Origin of the sequence: Actinoplanes siamensis (assembly GCF_016862395.1) — a bacterium.
Taxonomy (GTDB): domain Bacteria; phylum Actinomycetota; class Actinomycetes; order Mycobacteriales; family Micromonosporaceae; genus Actinoplanes; species Actinoplanes siamensis.
Genome location: NZ_BOMW01000019.1, coordinates 73,988 through 91,619 on the forward strand (window position 1 = coordinate 73,988; position 17,632 = coordinate 91,619).

Genomic DNA, 17,632 nt, shown 5'->3' on the forward strand with positions numbered 1-17,632 from the left:
CATCCTCAAATGTGGGACATGCTTCCCGTATTTTGGACAAGACGATTTCTTGGTGCACAGTTCAGGCCGTATTTTGGTCGTCATGAGGATCGGCATCGTCGGCGCGACGGGACAGGTCGGTGGCGTCATGCGCCGCATCCTGGCCGAGCGCGCCCTCCCTGTGGACCAGCTCCGGCTCTTCGCTTCCGCGCGTTCCGCGGGCCGCACCCTGCCCTGGGGCGGCGGCGAGGTGACCGTCGAGGACGCGGCGACCGCTGACTACAGCGGCCTGGACATCGTGCTCTTCTCGGCCGGCAAGGGCGGCTCCAAGGAGTACGCGCCACGCGTCGCCGAGGCCGGCGCCGTGGTCGTCGACAACTCCTCGGCCTGGCGGATGGACCCGGAGGTCCCGCTCGTCGTCGCCGAGGTCAACCCGGACGCGGCGAAGGTGCGGCCCCGGGGCATCATCGCCAACCCGAACTGCACGACCATGGCGGCGATGCCGGTGCTCCGGCCGCTGCACGACGAGGCCGGTCTGGTGTCCTTCGTCGCCACGACGTACCAGGCGGTCGGCGGCGCCGGGCTGGCCGGCGTGGCCGAGCTCGACGAGCAGGTGAAGAAGGTCGCCGACCGGGCCACCGAGCTGACCTTCGACGGGGCCGCCGTGGAGTTCCCGGAGACCAGGGTCTTTCCGAAGCCGATCGCGTTCAACGTCATCCCGCAGGCCGGGTCGTTCGTCGACGACGGCAGCTTCGAGACCGACGAGGAGCAGAAGCTCCGCAACGAGAGCCGGAAGATCCTGGGGCTGCCGGAGCTGCTGGTGTCCGGCACGTGCGTGCGGGTGCCGGTGTTCACCGGGCACTCGATCCAGGTGAACGCGCGGTTCGCGCGGCCGCTCGCGCCGGAGCGGGCGCGCGAGCTGCTCGCGTCGGCCCCCGGCGTGGAGCTGTCCGACGTGCCGACCCCGTTGCAGGCGGCCGGCCGCGATCCGTCGTTCGTGGGCCGCTTCCGGGTGGACCCGACCGCGGAGAACGGGTTGGCGTTCTTCATCTCGAACGACAACCTCCGCAAGGGCGCGGCGCTGAACGCCGTGCAGATCGCCGAGCTGGTCGCCGCCGAGCTCAGCTGATCCCGGTTCTCCCCACCGCCCCCGGTCGCCCCGCGCGACCGGGGGCGGCGTCGTTTCGAGGCAGTGATGGTCTCTGTGGTGTGAATGCGAGCGGGAAGCCGGGCGAATTGACCGGGTGGCTCGTTCCGATGAGATATGACGGTCAATCCACTCGGATCCACAATGGAAATCTTGGGCATTTTGCCCGAATCGGTAGCGCATGGTCGTTTTTAGTTGCACAGTGATGGGATGAACGACAGTGGGCTCGGTGGGGCGGGCTACTTCTGGTGCCTCCGACACCACCGGGTCGAGATCGGCGACGAGGTGTGTCCCGCTCAGTACCGGCTCGGCCCGTTCGCCACGGCTGACGAAGCGACGCGGGCCCTCGAAACGGTCGAGAAGCGCAATGCCGAGTGGGATGCCGAAGACGCCCGCTGGACCGGGGAGAGCAGTTAGACCGTCATCGCTCCCTGTTCGACCTTCCCTGGCGCAGACGTGCCCGCAGTCATTCGCAAGGAGGAACGCCCCCGATGTCCGCTGCCAAGAAGAAGGCTCCGATCAGACCCGCCGCCTCCGGCGCGGGTCCAGATTCCGTTTCCGGTACGGGGAAACGCGCGACCGCGAGCAGGACGACGGCCGGTGTGGCCGGGGGGAAGGGTGTGGCCGGGCGGGCGCCCGCGTCGCGGGCCGGCACGCCGAAGACGGCAGCGCTGGGACGTGCCGCCGCGAAGGCGGGGAGTGGTGTCGCGGTGGCGGCCAAGACGAAGGTTCCGGCGGGTGTGACGGCCCGGGTGCCCGGCAAGCAGGCGGCGGCGCAGCCGGGTGCGGTCCGGGCGAAGGTGAGCAAGGCGGCGGCCGGCAAGCCGGCGGTGAGCAAGACGGCGGTGAGCAAAGCGGCGGCCGGCAAGACGGCGGTGAGCAAACCGGCGGCCAAGAAGGCGACCGTGGCGAAGACGGTGGCTGCGGCCAAGCCGGTGACCTCCGGGAAAACGGTAACCCCGGCGAAGACGGTGCGGAAGACGGTGGTTCCCGCCGCGCGGACCGCCAAGGCGGTTCCGGTCGAGCGGGCTGCCGGCACCAAGGCGACCGGCGTGCGAGCGACCCCGGCCAAGGCGTCCGCGACCAAGAAGGTTGCCGCGGCGAAGGCGACCGCGACCAAGACGGCCGCGACCAAGAAGGTTGCCGCGACCAAGAAGGTTGCCGCGGCCAAGGCGGCCGCGACCAGGACACCTGCGGGCAAGGCGACTTCCGGCAAGGCAGCTGCGAGCAAGACGACCGCGGGTAAGGGGACCGCGGGCGGGGCGAGCGCGGGGAAGTCCGGGGTGACGAAGGCGGTGGGGAGCAAGGCCGCTGCCGGGCGGGGGAAGGTTCCCGCGGCGCGGGCTGAGGTCGTACAGAAGCGGGGTCTGTCGCAGGCGCCGAGCCCGAGTGCGGCAGCCGGCCGGAGCGGGCGGCGGGTCGCGGCGGCCAGCGGCAACGTGCCCAACAAGAGGCAGGTGACGGTCTCGGCGGACGCCGGGGAGGAGAAGGACCGGAGCGATGTGCGGAACTCCGAGTCCGCCTGGCCGGCGTCGACGTCCGAAGGGGCGCCACCCGGAGGATCGGACGAACCGGAGACGTCGCCCAGTGAGCTGACCGACCGGCCGTTCCTGGGTGGGTGGTTCGCGCCGCCCCGCGACGCGGCGAACCCCGAACGGGAATCCGACCAGTGGGGCGCGGACCGGCCCGACCTGGAGGCGCTGAGCACGCCGGAGAGTCCGGTCGCGGAGGCCGGCCGGGCCGGGATGGAGGCGGCGTCGGCGCAGATGGAGGCGTTCGCCATGAGCGCGCGGGCCCGGGGACAGTTGTTCCTCTCACCCGAGGACGAAGGGGTGATCGAGGAGGACGACGGGATCGTCCGGAGCACGCCGGTACGGAAGCGGGCCGGGGCCGCCGAGCGGGCGGCCGCTGCCGGTTCCGCCGGGCGTGGCTCCGAGGCGGCTGCCGGGCAGCCCGCGGCCCGTCGTGATGCCGGGGCGGTCGCCGGGCGACCCGCGGGTGAGCGCGGCGACTCCGAGGCGGCGGCGGTTCGGGCGGCGCAGGCGCAGAGGGCGGCCACCCGGGCGGCTCAGGCCGGGACCGTGGCGGTCGGGCAGTTCGGGCCGGATCAGCCGGAGCCGCCGGCCGGGCAGGTGGCGGTGGGCGCCGGTGGGGTGCCTGGTGGGCCCGCCGCGAGGCGGCCCGGGCTGGCTGCCGTTCCGCCGGCCGCACAGGCCGGGGCTGAGCCCTCCGCGCCGGAGTCTGCTCCGGCGGCCGACCGGGGAGAAGCCGGGCGGTCGTCGGTGGAGCCGGGTGCCGCTACGGAGGCCGCGCCGGCGCGGATGACCCGGCGGGAGGCTGCGGCCCGGCGTGCTGCCGGGCGGGCCACCCGGGCCGGTGCGCCCGGTGGGCGACCGGCGGTCCAGCCGGAGGAGGACTGGGACTCGAAACCGGCGGCGGACGTCGACGAAGGGCTCGAAGCCGCGCCCGGGGCCGTCGGGGCGGCTCGCGGGGCGGCGGTCAAGGCGGCGGAGGCGGCGGAGGCCGCGGCGGAGGCCGCGGAACTCGCTGACGAGGCGGTCATGGCGACGGTCGAGGAGCAACAGCCGGCCGTACGCCGCAGGAGGGCGACGCCGGTCAAAGCGGTCGGCTCCCGGGCGACTGCCGAGCGGGGCGCCCGGCCGGCGAAGGCTGTCGGATCCAAGGCCGCTGGGGCGAAGAAGGCGACCCCGGTGAAGAGGGCCGGGGGCGCCGGCAAGGCGGCCGCGGCGGCTGCCGCCCGGGCAGCGGCCGCGGCTGAGGAGGCGGCGGCCGCCACCACCCGGGAGCGGGCGGCGGCGAAGAAGACCGGGGGACGGGTGACCGGCGCTTCCAAGGCGGTTCCGGGCAAGGCGGCTGCCGGTAGGGCTGCCGCGGGCCGGGGCGCCGCCAAGGCGACGGGTGCGAAGGCCGCGCCGGTGAAGGCTTCCGCGGCGAAGGCTGCGGGCGCCAAGACCACCGGGGCGAAGGCTGTGGGTACCAGAGCCACCGGGGCGAAAACCGTCGCGGGTAAGGCCGCGGGCGCGAAGGCTGTTGCGGGCAGGACGGCGGGTAAGGCGGCTGGTGTCAAGGCTGCGCCGGGCAAGGTGGCGGCCACCAAGGTGACCGCGGTCAAGGCGACCGGTGTCGAAGCGACCGGGGCAAAAGCGACCGGGGCAAAAGCGACCCGGACCAAGGCGACCGGGACCAAGGCGACCGCGGCGAAGGCCACTGCTACGAAGGCTACCGCCGCCAAGGCCGCTGCCAGCAAGGCCGCTGCCAGCAAGGCTGCCAAGGCGACGGCCGCGAAGGCAACCGGCGCCAAGGCGACGGCGGCCAAGGCGACCGGGACCAAGGCGACCCGCACCAAGGCGACGGCGGCGAAGGCGGGCGGGACCAAGGCTGCGGCTTCGAAGGCGACTGCGGCGAAGACGACCGGGACCACGGCGGCCAAGGCCAAAGCGACGGCGGCGAAGGCCGCTCCGGCCAAGTCGGCTGCCAAAACGGCTGGGAGCAGGGCGGCCGCGGCCAAGGCCACTGGTACCAAGGCGACAGCCGCGAAGGCGACTGCGGCCAAGGCGACGGGAACCAAGACGGCCGCGATCAAGGCGACCGGGACCAAGGCGACCGGGACCAAGGCGACCGGGACCAAGGCGGCGCCGGCCAAGGGTGCGGCTGCCAAGGCTACGGCGGCGGGCCGCAAGACGACGGCTGCCAAGACCGCCACCGCGAAGACCACCGGGAGCAAGGCGGCGGCGAAGGCGGGCGGCACCAAGGCCGCGGCGGCGAAGTCGGGCGGGACGCGTGCGGGGGCGGGCCGGTCCACGGCCGCCAAGGCGTCCGGCCGGGGTGCCGCGGCGAAGGCCGCGGCTCTGGCCGAGGCGATGGTCGCCGAGGCGGCGGCCGCGGAGGCCGCGGCCACCGAGGTCGCGGCCGCGAAGGCGGAGGAGGCGATGGCCTCCGCGAGCCAGGCGGCGGAGTCGGCCACCGCCGCCCGGAGTGCCGTGGCCAAGGCTGCCAAGATCGCCTCGACCACCCGGACGGCGGCGGTGAAGGCTGCCAGGACCACCAAGGCGGCTGCCGCGAAAGCCGTGCAGGCGGCCGAGACGATGCCCGGGGAACCACCGGCGAAGGCAACGAGCCGGTCCACCGCCAGGAAGACCGCGTCCAAGTCGGCCACGTCGAGGACGACGAAGGCTGCCGGAGCGACGAGAACGGCGGGCGCGACGAAGGCGGCCGGGACGGCGAAAGCCGCAGGCGCGACGAAGAAGGCCACCGCGACGAAGGTGGCCACCGCGACGAAGAAGGCCAACGCCGCGAAGGCGGCCGGGGCCACGAAGGGAACGGGGGCGGCGAAGCCGAGCCGGGCGGGTGCCGGATCCGCGGCGGCGAGGGCCGCTTCGGCCGCGAACTCCGCGGCCTCGGCCAGGAAGGCGCCCGCGAAGAAGGGCGCCAACCAGCCGGCGGCCGCGACCGGCGGTAAGGCCACCGGAAACGGGGCCAAGCCCGCCAAGGCCACCGGAAACGCGGCCAAGCCCGCCAAGGCTGGACGTGCCTCCGGTACGAAGGGCGGCGCCGGTGGGTCCCGCACCTCGAAGAACAGTGCTGCCACCGCGGCGTCGCGCGCTCGCGCCGTCCGCGCGCCGTCCGAGACGGTCCGGCGGCGCCGGTAACCCACGCCGGGGAGCACCAGCGGGCCGCGCCGCAACGGCGCGGCCCGTTCGACGTGCGCGGCGGCAGGCGGGAGGCGCTGCGGTGAGGAAACGGCGCCGGCCTGGTAGGAATGGGCGGTGCCGATCAAAAGGGTGTGGGCGCCGCAGATCGACTTCTCGGTTCTGCGGCGGGAGCTGGGACTGCCGGGCGAGTTCCCGGCCGAGGTGATCGCCGAGGCCGAGCGGGCGGCCGGGACGTCGCCGGGTGGGGCCGACCGGACCGCGGTGCCGTTCGTGACCATCGACCCCGCCGGGTCGCAGGACCTTGATCAGGCGATGCATCTGAGCCGCCGGGACGGGGGCGGCTACCGGGTGCGGTACGCGATCGCGGACGTCGCCTCGTTCGTGCCGCCCGGCAGCGCGGTCGAGGCGGAGAGCTGGGTGCGCGGTCAGACCGTCTACCTGCCGGACGGGCGGATCCCGCTGCACCCGCCGGTGCTGAGCGAGGGCGCGGTGAGCCTCTTCCCGGACGTCGACCGGGCCGCCGTGGTGTGGACGATCGACCTGGACGCGGACGGGGCGACCAGCGGGGTGGGCCTGGAACGGGCGCGCGTGCGCAGCCGGGCCAAGCTGGACTATCCGAGAGTGCAGCGGGAGCTGGACGGCGGGAACCCGTCCGAGACGGTGGCCCTGCTCGCGGAGATCGGCACGGTGCTGGCCCGGCGCGCGGCCGAGCGGGGTGCGGTGAATCTGCCGCTTCCGGCGCAGGAGGTGGAGCGGGACGGGAACGGCTGGCGGCTGGTGCTGCGGGCGCCGCTGCCGGTGGAGGAGCACAATGCACAGATCTCGCTGCTGACCGGGATGGCCGCGGCGCGGATCATGCTGGACGGCGGGATCGGGATGCTACGGACCATGCCGCCGCCGAAACCGGAGGCGGTGGCGGGGCTGCGGGCCGCGGCGGAGTCGCTCGGGGTGGACTGGCCGGACGGGGCGAGCGTGGGCGCGGTGGTGGCCTCGGTGGATCCGGGCGGCCCGCGCGGCGCGGCGTTCCTCGACCAGGCGGCGGAGCTGTTGCGCGGTGCGGCGTACACGGCGTTCGGCGGGGCCGCCGGGCCGGTGCCGGAGCAGACCGGGCACGGTGGCGTGGGCGCGCCGTATGCGCACGTCACGGCGCCCCTGCGGAGGCTGGCCGACCGCTATGTCACCGAGGCCTGCCTTTCGCTGTACGAGAACCGCCCGGTCCCGCAGTGGGTCCGCGACGCCCTGCCGCGGCTGCCGGAGCAGATGACCACCACGGACCGGCTCGCCGGGGCCGCCGACCGGGGCGCGATCGACCTGGCCGAGGCCGTGCTGCTGCAGGGCCGGGTGGGTGACCGGTTCGACGCCGCGGTGCTGGACCGCGAGGAGGCGTCCGGGAAGCGGCCGGCCGGCGGCACGGTGGCCCTCGACGATCCGGCCGTGCGGGCCCGTTGCCTCGGTGATCTGCCGCTGGGCGGCCGCGTCCAGGTGCGCCTGACCACCGCCGACCCGGCGACGCGTACCGTCCGCTTCGAAAAGGCCTGACCCGGCGGCGCGCTGCCCACCGGGAGTGGGCAGCGCGCCGCGCGTACGTACGACTCGATAATCAGAACGTGTGCTCAGCGGCCGGGAACTCGCCGCTGCGGACCTCTTCCGCGAATCGCCGCGTCGCCTCGGTCAGCACGCCGGACAGGTCGGCGTAGCGCTTCACGAAGCGCGGCGCCTTGCCGGTGCGCAGCCCGGCCATGTCCTGCCAGACCAGCACCTGGGCGTCGGTGTCCGGACCGGCCCCGATGCCGACCGTGGGAATCGCCAGCTCCTTGGTGATCTGCTTGGACACCTCGCCGGGCACCATCTCCAGCACTACCGCGAACGCTCCCGCGTCGGCCACCGCGCGGGCGTCCGAGATCACCTCGGCGCCCTCGTTCTCCCGGCCCTGCACGCGGTAACCGCCGATGGCGTGCTCGCGCTGCGGGGTGAAGCCGATGTGCGCCATCACCGGGATGCCGGCGCCGGTGATCGCCTCGATCTGCGGGGCCATCCGGCGGCCGCCCTCCAGCTTGACCGCGTGGCAGCCGCCCTCCTTCATGAACCGGACGGCGGTGCGCAGCGCCTGGGTGGGGCCCTCCTCGTAGCTGCCGAACGGCAGGTCGCCGACGATCAACGCGGTCCTGGTGGCCCGGACGACGGCCTTGACCAGGGGCAGCATCTCGTCGACGGTGACCTGGACGGTGGTCTCGTAGCCGTAGACGTTGTTGGCCGCCGAGTCGCCGACCAGCAGCACCGGTACGCCGGACTGATCGAAGACGGAGGCGGTGTACTGGTCGTAGGACGTGAGCATCGGCCAACGGTCGCCGCGGGCCTTGGCGTTGAGCAGGTCACGGGTCCGGACCCGGCGGGTGGCCGGCCCTCCGTACAAAGTCGGGATCTCCGACATCTCGTCACTCTCCTCCCTCGAGGCCGCCTGGTGCGGTCCCCGGGTGTTGCGAGCATCGTCGCACCGGGAGCCAGGCCGCTGTCAGGGTGCAGTGGAGGTTTTCACAGACCTTCGCGATACCGGTTGGTGATGGGTAGGCGCCGGTCCCGGCCGAACGCCTTGCCGGAGATCTTGGTGCCGGGAGCCGACTGGCGGCGCTTGTACTCCGCCAGGTCGACCATCCGCAGCACCCGGTCGACCAGCTCGGGGTCGTTGCCGGCCGCGATCAGCTCGGCGCGGCCCAGGTCGTGGTCCACGTACCCCTTGATGATCGGATCAAGCACGGCGTAGTCCGGCAGCGAGTCCGAGTCCTTCTGGTCCGGGCGCAGCTCCGCGCTCGGCGCCTTGGTGATCGAGTTCTCCGGGATGGGCGGCTCGCCCTGCGTGTTCCGCCAGCGGGCGAGCTGCCAGACCATCGACTTGGGGACGTCCTTGAGCGGGTTGAAACCGCCCACCGAGTCACCGTAGAGCGTGGAGTAGCCGACCGCGAGCTCGCTCTTGTTGCCGGTGGTGAGCACCAGGTGCCCGTCGGAGTTGGAGAGCGCCATCAGGATCACGCCGCGGACCCGGGCCTGCAGGTTCTCCACGGCGACGCCGGAGAGCGACAGGTTCGCCAGGAACGCGTCGACCATCGGCTGGATCGGCTCGACGCGGTAGTGCAGGCCGGTGCGCTTGGCCAGGTCGGCGGCGTCGTCCTTGGAGTGCTCGGAGGAGTAGCCGCTGGGCAGGGAGACGCCGGTGACGCGGTCCGGGCCGAGCGCGTCGACGGCGATCGCGGCGACGACGGCGGAGTCGATGCCGCCGGAGAGGCCGAGGATCACCGAGGGGAAGCCGTTCTTCTCGACGTAGTCGCGCAGTCCCAGGACGAGGGCGGTCCAGACCTCCTGCTCGTCGGAGATCCGCGGGGCGATCTGCCCGGTCCGGCGCTCCGGCGGCGGCGCGAGGGCGCCGGGGATCGCGACCCGGTCGATCGCCATGTCGTGCGGTATCTCCTGCTCGACCGACGGCTTCGCCGCGTCGGTCGAGCCCGCGGCGTTCGGCGCGGCGCCGGCCGGCGGCAGATCGAGATCGTGTACGAGCAGCTCCTCGGTGAACTGCCCGGCGCGGGCCAGCAGCTCCCCGTCCGGCCCGACGATCATCGAGTCCCCGTCGAAGACCAGCTCGTCCTGCCCGCCGATCAGGTTCACGTACGCCACGGTGGCGCCCGCCTCGGCGGCCCGCCGTTGCACCAGCGGAAGCCGCACGTCATCTTTGTTCAACTCGTACGGCGAGGCGTTGATGTTCACGACCAGCCCGACACCGGCCCGCCGCGCCGCGGTGAACGGCCCCCCGGCCTGCCAGATGTCCTCGCAGACGGTGAGCGCGACGTCCACCCCGCCCAGCCGCACCACGGTCAGCGAGTCGCCGGGCTCGAAGTATCGATCCTCGTCGAAGACGCCGTAGTTGGGCAGATGGTGCTTGAAGTAGGTGGCGGCCACGGCGCCCCGGTGCAGCACCGCGGACGCGTCCCGGCGGCCGGCGCCGGGCGTGGCGTCCGCGCTGATCGCGGCCGGGCCGTCGGCGTCCACGTAACCCACCACCACGGCCAGCTCGCCGAGGCCGTCCGTGGCCAGTCCGGCGGCCAGCTCCTCCAGGGCCCGCCGGGAGGCCTGCACGAACGAGTTGCGGAAGACCAGATCCTCGATCGGATAGCCGGTCAGCATCATCTCGGGGAAGGCGACCAGATGCGCGCCGGCGTCCGCCGCGGACCGGGACCAGCGCCGGATCGCGGCCGCGTTGCCGGGGAGGTCACCGACCGTCGAATTCACCTGTGCGAGGGCGATGCGCAGCGTGGGCATGCGCCTTATTGTTCCCCCATACCGCGGTTTCGGATCCTGACCCGGGCCGACGTCACAGGCCAAGGTCAGCGTAGTCTCGGCTCCAGGGATCGACACCGGGACGAGGGGTGGAAGTGGACCGACAGCAGGAGTTCGTGCTTCGCACGCTCGAGGAGCGCGACATCCGTTTTGTCCGGCTCTGGTTCACCGACGTGCTCGGTACGCTGAAGAGTGTGTCGGTCGCCCCGGCCGAGCTGGAGTCCGCCTTCGAGGAGGGCATCGGCATCGACGGCTCGGCGATCGAGGGCTTCGCCCGGGTCTTCGAGTCCGACATGGTCGCCATGCCGGACCCCACCACGTTCCAGGTGTTCCCGTTCGAGGGTGGCGGCAGCGGCGAGAGCGCCCGGATGTTCTGCGACATCCTGCTCCCCGACGGCAGCCCGGCCTGGGCCGACCCGCGCCACGTGCTGCGCCGCGCGCTGGCCCGGGCCGCGGAGAAGGGCTTCACCTTCTACACCCACCCCGAGGTCGAGTTCTTCCTGGTCCAGGACGGGGAGAACGACGGCTCGGTGCCGGTGCCGGTGGACACCGGCGGCTACTTCGACCACACCACCCACGCGGTGGCCCGCGACTTCCGCCGGCAGGCCGTGCTCGCCCTGGAGCGGATCGGGATCTCCGTCGAGTTCAGCCACCACGAGGTCGCGCCCGGCCAGCAGGAGATCGACCTGCGGTACGCGGACGCGCTGACCACCGCCGACAACATCATGACGTTCCGGCACGTGGTCAAGGAGGTGGCGCTCTCCCAGGGGGTGAAGGCCACCTTCATGCCGAAGCCGTACACCGATCAGCCCGGCTCCGGCATGCACACCCACCTGTCGTTGTTCGAGGGCGAGCGCAACGCGTTCTACGACGGCGAGGATCCGCAGAAGCTGTCCAAGACGGCGCGGGCGTTCATCGCCGGCCTGCTGGTGCACGCCCGGGAGTACACCGCGGTCACCAACCAGTGGGTGAACTCGTACAAGCGGCTTTTCCCGATGCAGCTGCCGGACCGGATCACCGAGTCGCCGGCGTTCGTCAGCTGGGGCCACCTGAACCGGTCCGCCCTGGTCCGCGTCCCCGCCTTCGGCAAGCCGAACTCGGCCCGCGTCGAGGTGCGGTCGCTGGACTCGGCGACCAACCCGTACCTGGCGTTCGCGGTCATGCTCGGCGCCGGCCTGAAGGGCATCGAGGAGGGGTACGAGCTGCCGCCGGGCGCCGAGGACGACGTCTGGTCGCTCTCCCCGGCCGAGCGGAAGGCCGCCGGTTACGAGGCGTTGCCGGAGAACCTGTCCGAGGCGATCGACGTGATGGCCGGCTCCGAGCTGGTCGCCGAGGTGCTCGGGGAGCACGTCTTCGACTTCTTCCTGCGCAACAAGCGGGCCGAGTGGGAGCAGTTCCGGCGCGAGGTGACCCCGTACGAGCGGCAGCGGTACCTGGGCGCGCTCTGATCTTCGCCGGGCATTTCGGGCTTGTCCGGCGGCGGCTCCTGCGGGGCCGCCGCCGCGCCGCGAAGTTTTGCACCAGGGGGTACGGTCTCCTCTGACGTCAGGCGACAAGGGGAGAGGCCGTGCTGCAGGATCTGCTGGAGGGAGCCGGGCGGAGCATCGTCTTCGGCCTGATCGGTATCGGTCTGATGGCCGTCGGTTTTGTGCTGATCGACCTGCTCACGCCGGGCAGGTTGCGCGATCTGATCTGGGTCGAGCGCAACCCGAACGCATCGCTGCTGCTGGCCGCGAACCAGCTCGGCATCGCGGCGATCGTGTTCACCGCGATCTGGACCACCTACGACTCGTTCGGCCAGGGCGTCGCGTCGACCCTGATGTTCGGCCTGCTCGGCATCGTGATCATGGGGCTGGCGTTCAAGGTGCTGGACTGGATGACCCCGGGCAAGCTCGGCGAGGTCATCTGCACCGACAACTTCCACGGCGGCGCGCTGGTGAGCGCGGCCTCCCACTTCGGAGCGGCGTTGATCGTCTGCGCCTGTATCGCCTGAACCCGTCCGCCGGTACGGGGCTCCGGCGCTGCTCGGCCGGGCCGGGGTGGCGGTCCGGCCGAGGCGGCCGCGCTCCGATGTGGACAGCCGGCGGCCCGTGGGTCATCCCGGAGCGGCTAGGCCGTCCCGGGTGACAGCTGGGTGTCGAGCACGTCCGCCTCGGCACGCAGCCGGACGGACTCCGCCTCACGGCCCAGGCGGTCGTACTCCGCGGCGGCCGCCCGGCGCTCGTCGATCTCGGCTCGGACGATCCGCTCGATCTCGGCGTCGTCCTGCTCGCGGCGCGGCACCTCGGTCACGCCCAGCCCGGTGGCGGGCAGCCCGAACGCGGCGTCCCGCGGCGTCACGGCGGCCGCGTTCTCGATCGCGGCCAGCGCCGAGCGCAGCGCCGACACCGCGGCCTTGTCCCGGGCCTTCATCGCCGGCAGCAGGGCGGCCTGGAGACGGTCGCGCAACATTGTCGTACCCCCCGATCATCCCACGTGCGTGGCGTGAACCGTACCGACCGGCTGTACGCCCTTGTCGAGCGATTAAACGGGCGGTGGCGCTCCGGCCCCGTGGCGGGCGGCGGCCGGCCGGATCCTCCGGACCGACCGGATCGGCGCCGTCCGCGCAGGCCCGCGAGCCGGCGCCGCCGCCCACGTTCCCGGAGACCCATCTGGACATCCCGGACGGCCGGCACGAGCGCCTGACCCGGTTTGCCAAGATCCTCCGATGACTTCCACACCGATCCGCCTGGAGCCGGTCACCGCCGGCAACTGGCGTGACTGCGCCGCCCTGACCGTCCACGAGGAACAGCGGCGCTTCGTCGCCGACGTGACCTACTACCTCTGCATGTGCCACTACGGCGACACCTGGCAGCCGCTCGCCGCGGTGCGCGGCGACGAGGTGGTGGGCTTCGCGATCTGGGCCGTCGACGACGACGGCAGCCGCTGGATCGGCGGTCTGGTCGTGGACGCGAAGCACCAGCGTCAGGGGATCGGCCGGGAGCTGGTCCGCCAGTTGCGGGAGCGGCTGGTCGCCGAGCCCGGCACGCCGAACGTGGCGCTCAGCTACCAGCCGGGGAACACCGCGGCGCGCGCCCTCTACCTGTCGATGGGGTTCGTGGAGACCGGCGAGGTGGAGGACGACGAGGTGGTGGCCCGCTGGACCCCGGCGGCCTGATCCGGGGCGCCGGCTGGGGCTGAGGGTCGTCTCAACCCGCCCGGAGAGGGCCCTGACGACCAGCCGGAGACTGGCGGCCCGGTGCCGGCGAGACGACCCGGAAGGGCTCCGGGGAACTCCGGCGGCCGGGCCGGCAACGTCCTGTCGGTGTCTGCCGGCGGGTAATTCGTTAGCCTCGACACGTGAGCACAGCGCTTGTCATCGAGAACGACCCGACCGACGACCTCCGGCGCCTCGGGGACTGGCTGACCGAGGCCGGGCTGGGGATCACCGTGCTCCGGCCGTACGCGGGCGACGAGCTGCCGGAGAGCCTGGAGCGGTTCGCGGCGCTGGTCGTGCTCGGCGGCGACCAGAGCGCCTACCCGGACGCGGCCGGCGCTCCCGGCGCGCCGTGGTTCCCCGCGGTGGAGGCGTTGTTCCGCAAGGCGGTCCGGCACCGGGTGCCGACGCTCGGGGTCTGTCTCGGCGGGCAGCTGCTGGCCCGGGCGCACGGCGGTCAGGTGGAGCGCAGCCCGAGCGGGCCGGAGATCGGGCCCGGATTGGTCGGCAAGCGTGACTCGGCCGACACGGATCCGCTGTTCAAGTGGGTGCCGCTGCTGCCCGACGTGATCCAGTGGCACCGGGACGAGATCACCGAGCTGCCGCTGAACGCGACGCTGCTGGCGGCCTCCAGCCGGTATCCGCATCAGGCCTTCCGGATCGGGGACCGGGCCTGGGGCCTGCAGTTCCACATCGAGTGCGACGCCGAGATGATGGCCGACTGGACCCGCTCCGGGGCGGCCGACCTGGCGGAGCTGGGCTACGACGCGGAGGCCGTGGTGCTCGCCGTCGCCGAGATCCTTCCGGACGTCGAGGAGGTCTGGCAGCCGTTCGCAGCCCGGTTCGCGGCGCTCGCGCTCGGTGAGCTGCCGGACGCCGGCCTGCCCACGACGCTGCCGCTGCTGGGGCACTGAGATGACGCGGCCGACCCGCCTGGCGCGGTACGGCTTCGCCGAGAACGGGGCCGGCCTGCTCGGCGCCACCGGCCTGCGGCTGTGGGACGCCGAGCACGGCCCGGTCAGCGCCGACGCGGCCGAGCTGATCCGCGCGCTGTCCCGGGCCGCCGACCCGGACCTGGCGCTGCGCCAGTTCCACCGCCTGGTCGACTCGGTGTCGCGGGCCGCCGAGCGGGCCAACGGCGGCCGGCCCACCGGACCGACCGGCGAGATCACTCCGAACGCGGCGACCGAGGAACTCGTCGGTGAGCTGTTCCGCGACCACGGGCTGCGCCGGCGGCTGGTCGCGGTGCTCGGCGCGTCGTCGACGCTCGGCGACCACCTGGTCGCCAACGAGCAGGAGTGGCGCACGCTGGCCACCACCAAGAGCGGGCTGCCGCCCGACCCGGAGGGCCATCTCGAACTGGACGCGCCGACCGTGCCGGCGCTGCGCCGGGCGTACCGGATCGCGCTGCTGCGGATCGCCGCGGCCGACCTGACCGGCGGGCGGGGGCTGGAGCCGACCATGGTGGCGCTCTCGACGCTCGCCGACGAGACGCTGTCCGCGGCGTACGGGATCGCCGTGGCCGGCCTGCCGGAGGGCACGCCGGAGCCACGCCTCGCGGTCGTGGCGATGGGCAAGTGCGGCGGCAACGAGCTGAACTACGTCTCCGACGTCGACGTCATCTTCGTGGCCGCCGGCGACGAGGACCTGCAGGCCGGCACCACTGTCGCGGCCCGGCTGATGGAGATCTGCGGGCAGGTGGCCTGGCCGGTGGACGCCGCGCTGCGGCCGGAGGGCAGCCGTGGCCCGCTGGTCCGCACCCTCGCCAGCCACCAGGCGTACTACCGGCGCTGGGCGCGCACGTGGGAGTTCCAGGCGCTGCTCAAGGCCCGGCCGGCGGCCGGCGACCTGGCGCTGGCCGGTGAGTGGCTGGCCGACCTGGCCCCGCTGATCTGGCACGCCGCGGAGCGGCCCGAGGCGGTCGCCGACGTCCGCGACATGCGCCGGAAGATCATCGACAACGTGCCGGCCAAGGAGCTGGACCGGGAGATCAAGCGCGGGCCGGGCGGGCTGCGCGACATCGAGTTCGCGGTGCAGCTGCTGCAACTGGTGCACGGCCGGGTGGACGAGTCGCTGCGGCTGCCGGGCACGCTGCCCGCGCTGCGCGCCCTGGTCGCCGGGGGATACGTGGGCCGGCAGGACGGCGAGACGCTGCTGCGCGGTTACCGGTTCCTGCGCGCCGTCGAGCACCGGCTGCAGCTGCAGCAGCTGAAGCGGACGCACACCGTCCCGGACGATCCGGCCGGCCTGCGCTGGCTCGCCGCAGCGCTCGGCTACACCGCGCTGCCCGGGCAGGACGCCGTCGAGGCGTTCCGCTCGGACTGGGTCGGGCACGCCGCCAACGTCCGGCGGCTGCACGTCAAGCTGCTCTACCAGCCGCTGCTGGAGGCGGTGGCCCGGGTGCCGGCCGATGCGCTGCGGATGACGCCGGAGTCGGCCCGCAAGCGGCTGGAGATCCTCGGGTTCGCCGACCCGGCCGGCGCGCTGCGCCACCTGGAGGCGCTGACCGGTGGCGTGACCCGTACCTCGGCGATCCAGCGCACCCTGCTGCCGATGCTGCTGCAGGACTTCGCGGACGCCCCGGAACCGGACCGTGGGCTGCTCAACTACCGGCAGGTGTCCGACAAACTCGGCAGCACGCCGTGGTACCTGCGGCTGCTGCGCGACGGTGGCCCGGTGGCCCGCCGGCTGGCCCGGGTGATCGGCCTCTCCCGGTACGCCACCGACCTGCTCACCCGTGACCCGGAGGCGCTGCGGCTGCTCGCCGACGACCCGGAGCTGCGCCCCCGCTCCCGGGAGAGGCTGGTGGACGGCTTCGCCGCGGCGGCCGGGCGGCACGCCGGCGACCCGGTCAAGGCGATCGCCGCGGTCCGCGCGCTGCGCCGCCGCGAGCTGTTCCGGCTGGCCTGCGCGGACATCCTGAGCCAGGCCGGAGATCTGGCGCCGGTCCACCCGATCGACGTGCACGAGCTGGGGTCGGCGCTCTCCGCGGTCACCGACGCGACGCTGAACGCCGCGCTGCTGATCGCCCGGCGGGCCAAGCCCGGACCGGCCGGGATGCGCTTCGCGGTGATCGGGATGGGCCGATTGGGCGGGTACGAGATGAGCTACCCCTCCGACGCCGATGTGCTGTTCGTCTTCGACGGCGGTTCCGAGGCCGCCGCGCACGCCGTCGCCGAGGAGATGCGCCGGCTGCTGAACGCGCCAGCCCCCGACCCGGCCCTGGGCATCGACGCGGACCTGCGGCCGGAGGGGCGTCAGGGGCCGCTGGTCCGCAGCCTGCAGGCGTACCGGCAGTACTACGACCGGTGGTCGAAGGTGTGGGAGGCGCAGGCGCTGCTGCGGGCCCGGTTCGTCTGCGGGGACGAGTCGCTGGGGCTCGCCTTCGAGGAACTGGCCGACGCCAAGCGGTACCCGGACGGCGGGCTCAGCCGCGAGCAGGTGGTGGAGATCCGGCGGATCAAGGCGCGGGTGGAGAACGAGCGCCTGCCCCGCGGCGCGGATCCGAACACGCACACCAAGCTGGGGCGGGGCGGGCTGGCCGACGTGGAGTGGGCGGTCCAGCTGCTGCAGTTGCGGTTCGCGCACGAGCTGCCCGAGCTGCGCCGCACCCGGACCCTGGAGGCGCTGGCCGCCGCGCGGGATGGTGGCCTGGTGGAACCGGCCGACGCCGCCGCCATGACCGACGGCTGGACGCTGGCCGCGCAGGTGCGCAACGCGCTCACGCTGGTGCGCGGGCGGCCCACCGATCAGCTGCCGCAGCACGGGGTGGAGCTGGCCGGGACGGTGCTGCTGCTCTCCGGCGGCGATCCGGGCGAGTTCGTCGACCGTTACCTGCGGATCACCCGCCGGTCGCGGGCCGCGATGGAGCGGGTCTTCTCATGACGCCGCCGCGATCACCTGGGTCAGCGCGCCGTGCAGCTTCTGCAGGTCCTCGACGGGCAGCCCGAGCCGGGCGACCACGGCCGGCGGGATCTTCGTGGCCTCGGCACGCAGCGCCCGCCCGGCGTCGGTGAGCGTGATGGCCAGGCTGCGCTCGTCGGCGGGATCCCGCTCGCGGCGCAGGTAACCGATCGTCTCCAGCCGCTTGAGCAGTGGCGAGAGCGTGCCCGGGTCGAGTTGCAGCAGCTCGCTGAGGCGGCGCTGGGACAGCGGCGAGTGCTGCCACAGGGCCAGCATCACCAGATACTGCGGATGGGTCAGGCCCATCGGTTCGAGCAGCGGGCGGTAGATCGCCACCACGCTGCGGGCCGCGACCGAGAGCGCGAAACAGACTTGTTGTTCCAGTGCGAGGGGATCGTCACTCACTTG

At 73.4% G+C, this 17,632-nt stretch carries 13 protein-coding genes; 9 read left to right on the forward strand and 4 right to left on the reverse strand.

The genetic code is table 11. The features are described 5' to 3' along the window. Positions 1-82 precede the first annotated feature (82 nt). From Asi03nite_RS09765 to Asi03nite_RS09780, 4 genes are all read left to right on the forward strand, one after another. Positions 83-1,108 (forward strand): aspartate-semialdehyde dehydrogenase, encoded by a 1,026-nt coding sequence (locus Asi03nite_RS09765; protein WP_203678240.1) that lies wholly within the window; start codon positions 83-85, stop codon positions 1,106-1,108. Between the two features lie 228 nt (positions 1,109-1,336). Next, positions 1,337-1,543 (forward strand): hypothetical protein, encoded by a 207-nt coding sequence (locus Asi03nite_RS09770; RefSeq protein WP_203678241.1) that lies wholly within the window; start codon positions 1,337-1,339, stop codon positions 1,541-1,543. A 293-nt stretch (positions 1,544-1,836) separates the two neighbouring features. Further along, positions 1,837-5,796, forward strand: a complete 3,960-nt coding sequence (locus Asi03nite_RS09775) for a TrbL/VirB6 family protein (protein ID WP_203678242.1) — start codon at positions 1,837-1,839, stop codon at positions 5,794-5,796. A gap of 117 nt (positions 5,797-5,913) precedes the next feature. After that, positions 5,914-7,338, forward strand: a complete 1,425-nt coding sequence (locus Asi03nite_RS09780; protein ID WP_203678243.1) for an RNB domain-containing ribonuclease — start codon at positions 5,914-5,916, stop codon at positions 7,336-7,338. A 61-nt stretch (positions 7,339-7,399) separates the two neighbouring features. On the opposite strand, the gene panB is transcribed toward Asi03nite_RS09780, so the two are convergent. Both panB and Asi03nite_RS09790 read right to left on the reverse strand, forming a co-directional pair. Beyond that, positions 7,400-8,230, reverse strand: a complete 831-nt coding sequence (gene panB / locus Asi03nite_RS09785; protein WP_203678244.1) for a 3-methyl-2-oxobutanoate hydroxymethyltransferase — start codon at positions 8,228-8,230, stop codon at positions 7,400-7,402. A 101-nt stretch (positions 8,231-8,331) separates the two neighbouring features. Continuing rightward, positions 8,332-10,107 carry an NAD+ synthase gene (locus Asi03nite_RS09790; protein WP_203678245.1) on the reverse strand — a complete coding sequence of 592 codons (1,776 nt, stop codon included), beginning with the start codon at positions 10,105-10,107 and terminating at the stop codon, positions 8,332-8,334. Between the two features lie 113 nt (positions 10,108-10,220). Between Asi03nite_RS09790 and glnA the strand changes: the two genes are divergently transcribed. Together glnA and Asi03nite_RS09800 are read left to right on the forward strand one after the other, a co-directional pair. After that, entirely contained in the window at positions 10,221-11,573 is a 1,353-nt protein-coding gene (glnA, locus tag Asi03nite_RS09795; protein WP_203678246.1) for a type I glutamate--ammonia ligase, read from the forward strand. Between the two features lie 119 nt (positions 11,574-11,692). Beyond that, on the forward strand, positions 11,693-12,118 hold the full coding sequence (locus Asi03nite_RS09800) for a DUF350 domain-containing protein (protein ID WP_203678247.1): 426 nt from the start codon (positions 11,693-11,695) through the stop codon (positions 12,116-12,118). A gap of 116 nt (positions 12,119-12,234) precedes the next feature. Here the strand turns inward: Asi03nite_RS09800 and Asi03nite_RS09805 are convergent, their stop codons facing one another. After that, the gene (locus Asi03nite_RS09805) at positions 12,235-12,576 is read right to left on the reverse strand and encodes a GatB/YqeY domain-containing protein (RefSeq protein WP_203678248.1); all 342 of its coding nucleotides are present in this window, start codon (positions 12,574-12,576) and stop codon (positions 12,235-12,237) included. Positions 12,577-12,832: 256 nt separating this feature from the next. Here Asi03nite_RS09805 and Asi03nite_RS09810 point away from each other — a divergent pair, with 256 nt between their 5' ends. The 3 genes from Asi03nite_RS09810 to Asi03nite_RS09820 all read left to right on the forward strand — a co-directional run bounded on the left by Asi03nite_RS09810 (position 12,833) and on the right by Asi03nite_RS09820 (position 17,206). Then, complete coding sequence (locus Asi03nite_RS09810; RefSeq protein ID WP_203678249.1) at positions 12,833-13,282, forward strand: GNAT family N-acetyltransferase; 450 nt, start codon at positions 12,833-12,835, stop codon at positions 13,280-13,282. A 182-nt stretch (positions 13,283-13,464) separates the two neighbouring features. Further along, a complete protein-coding gene (locus tag Asi03nite_RS09815) occupies positions 13,465-14,235 on the forward strand; it encodes a type 1 glutamine amidotransferase (protein WP_203678250.1) in 771 nt (256 codons plus the stop codon). A 1-nt stretch (position 14,236) separates the two neighbouring features. After that, a complete protein-coding gene (locus tag Asi03nite_RS09820; RefSeq protein WP_203678251.1) occupies positions 14,237-17,206 on the forward strand; it encodes a bifunctional [glutamine synthetase] adenylyltransferase/[glutamine synthetase]-adenylyl-L-tyrosine phosphorylase in 2,970 nt (989 codons plus the stop codon). Here Asi03nite_RS09820 and Asi03nite_RS09825 read toward each other — a convergent pair. Next, on the reverse strand, positions 17,201-17,629 hold the full coding sequence (locus Asi03nite_RS09825) for a MarR family winged helix-turn-helix transcriptional regulator (protein WP_203678252.1): 429 nt from the start codon (positions 17,627-17,629) through the stop codon (positions 17,201-17,203). The two genes, Asi03nite_RS09820 and Asi03nite_RS09825, sit on opposite strands and share 6 nt — an antisense overlap. Positions 17,630-17,632 lie beyond the last annotated feature (3 nt).

What these genes read in the sequence shown, in the direction of transcription:
- Asi03nite_RS09820 (WP_203678251.1), top strand. Translation starts at nt 14,237, where the DNA reads ATGACGCGGCCGACCCGCCTGGCGCGGTACGGCTTCGCCGAGAACGGG.
- Asi03nite_RS09770 (WP_203678241.1), top strand. Translation starts at nt 1,337, where the DNA reads ATGAACGACAGTGGGCTCGGTGGGGCGGGCTACTTCTGGTGCCTCCGA.
- Asi03nite_RS09810 (WP_203678249.1), top strand. Translation starts at nt 12,833, where the DNA reads ATGACTTCCACACCGATCCGCCTGGAGCCGGTCACCGCCGGCAACTGG.
- Asi03nite_RS09805 (WP_203678248.1), bottom strand. Translation starts at nt 12,576, where the DNA reads ATGTTGCGCGACCGTCTCCAGGCCGCCCTGCTGCCGGCGATGAAGGCC.
- Asi03nite_RS09790 (WP_203678245.1), bottom strand. Translation starts at nt 10,107, where the DNA reads ATGCCCACGCTGCGCATCGCCCTCGCACAGGTGAATTCGACGGTCGGT.
- Asi03nite_RS09765 (WP_203678240.1), top strand. Translation starts at nt 83, where the DNA reads ATGAGGATCGGCATCGTCGGCGCGACGGGACAGGTCGGTGGCGTCATG.
- panB (WP_203678244.1), bottom strand. Translation starts at nt 8,230, where the DNA reads ATGTCGGAGATCCCGACTTTGTACGGAGGGCCGGCCACCCGCCGGGTC.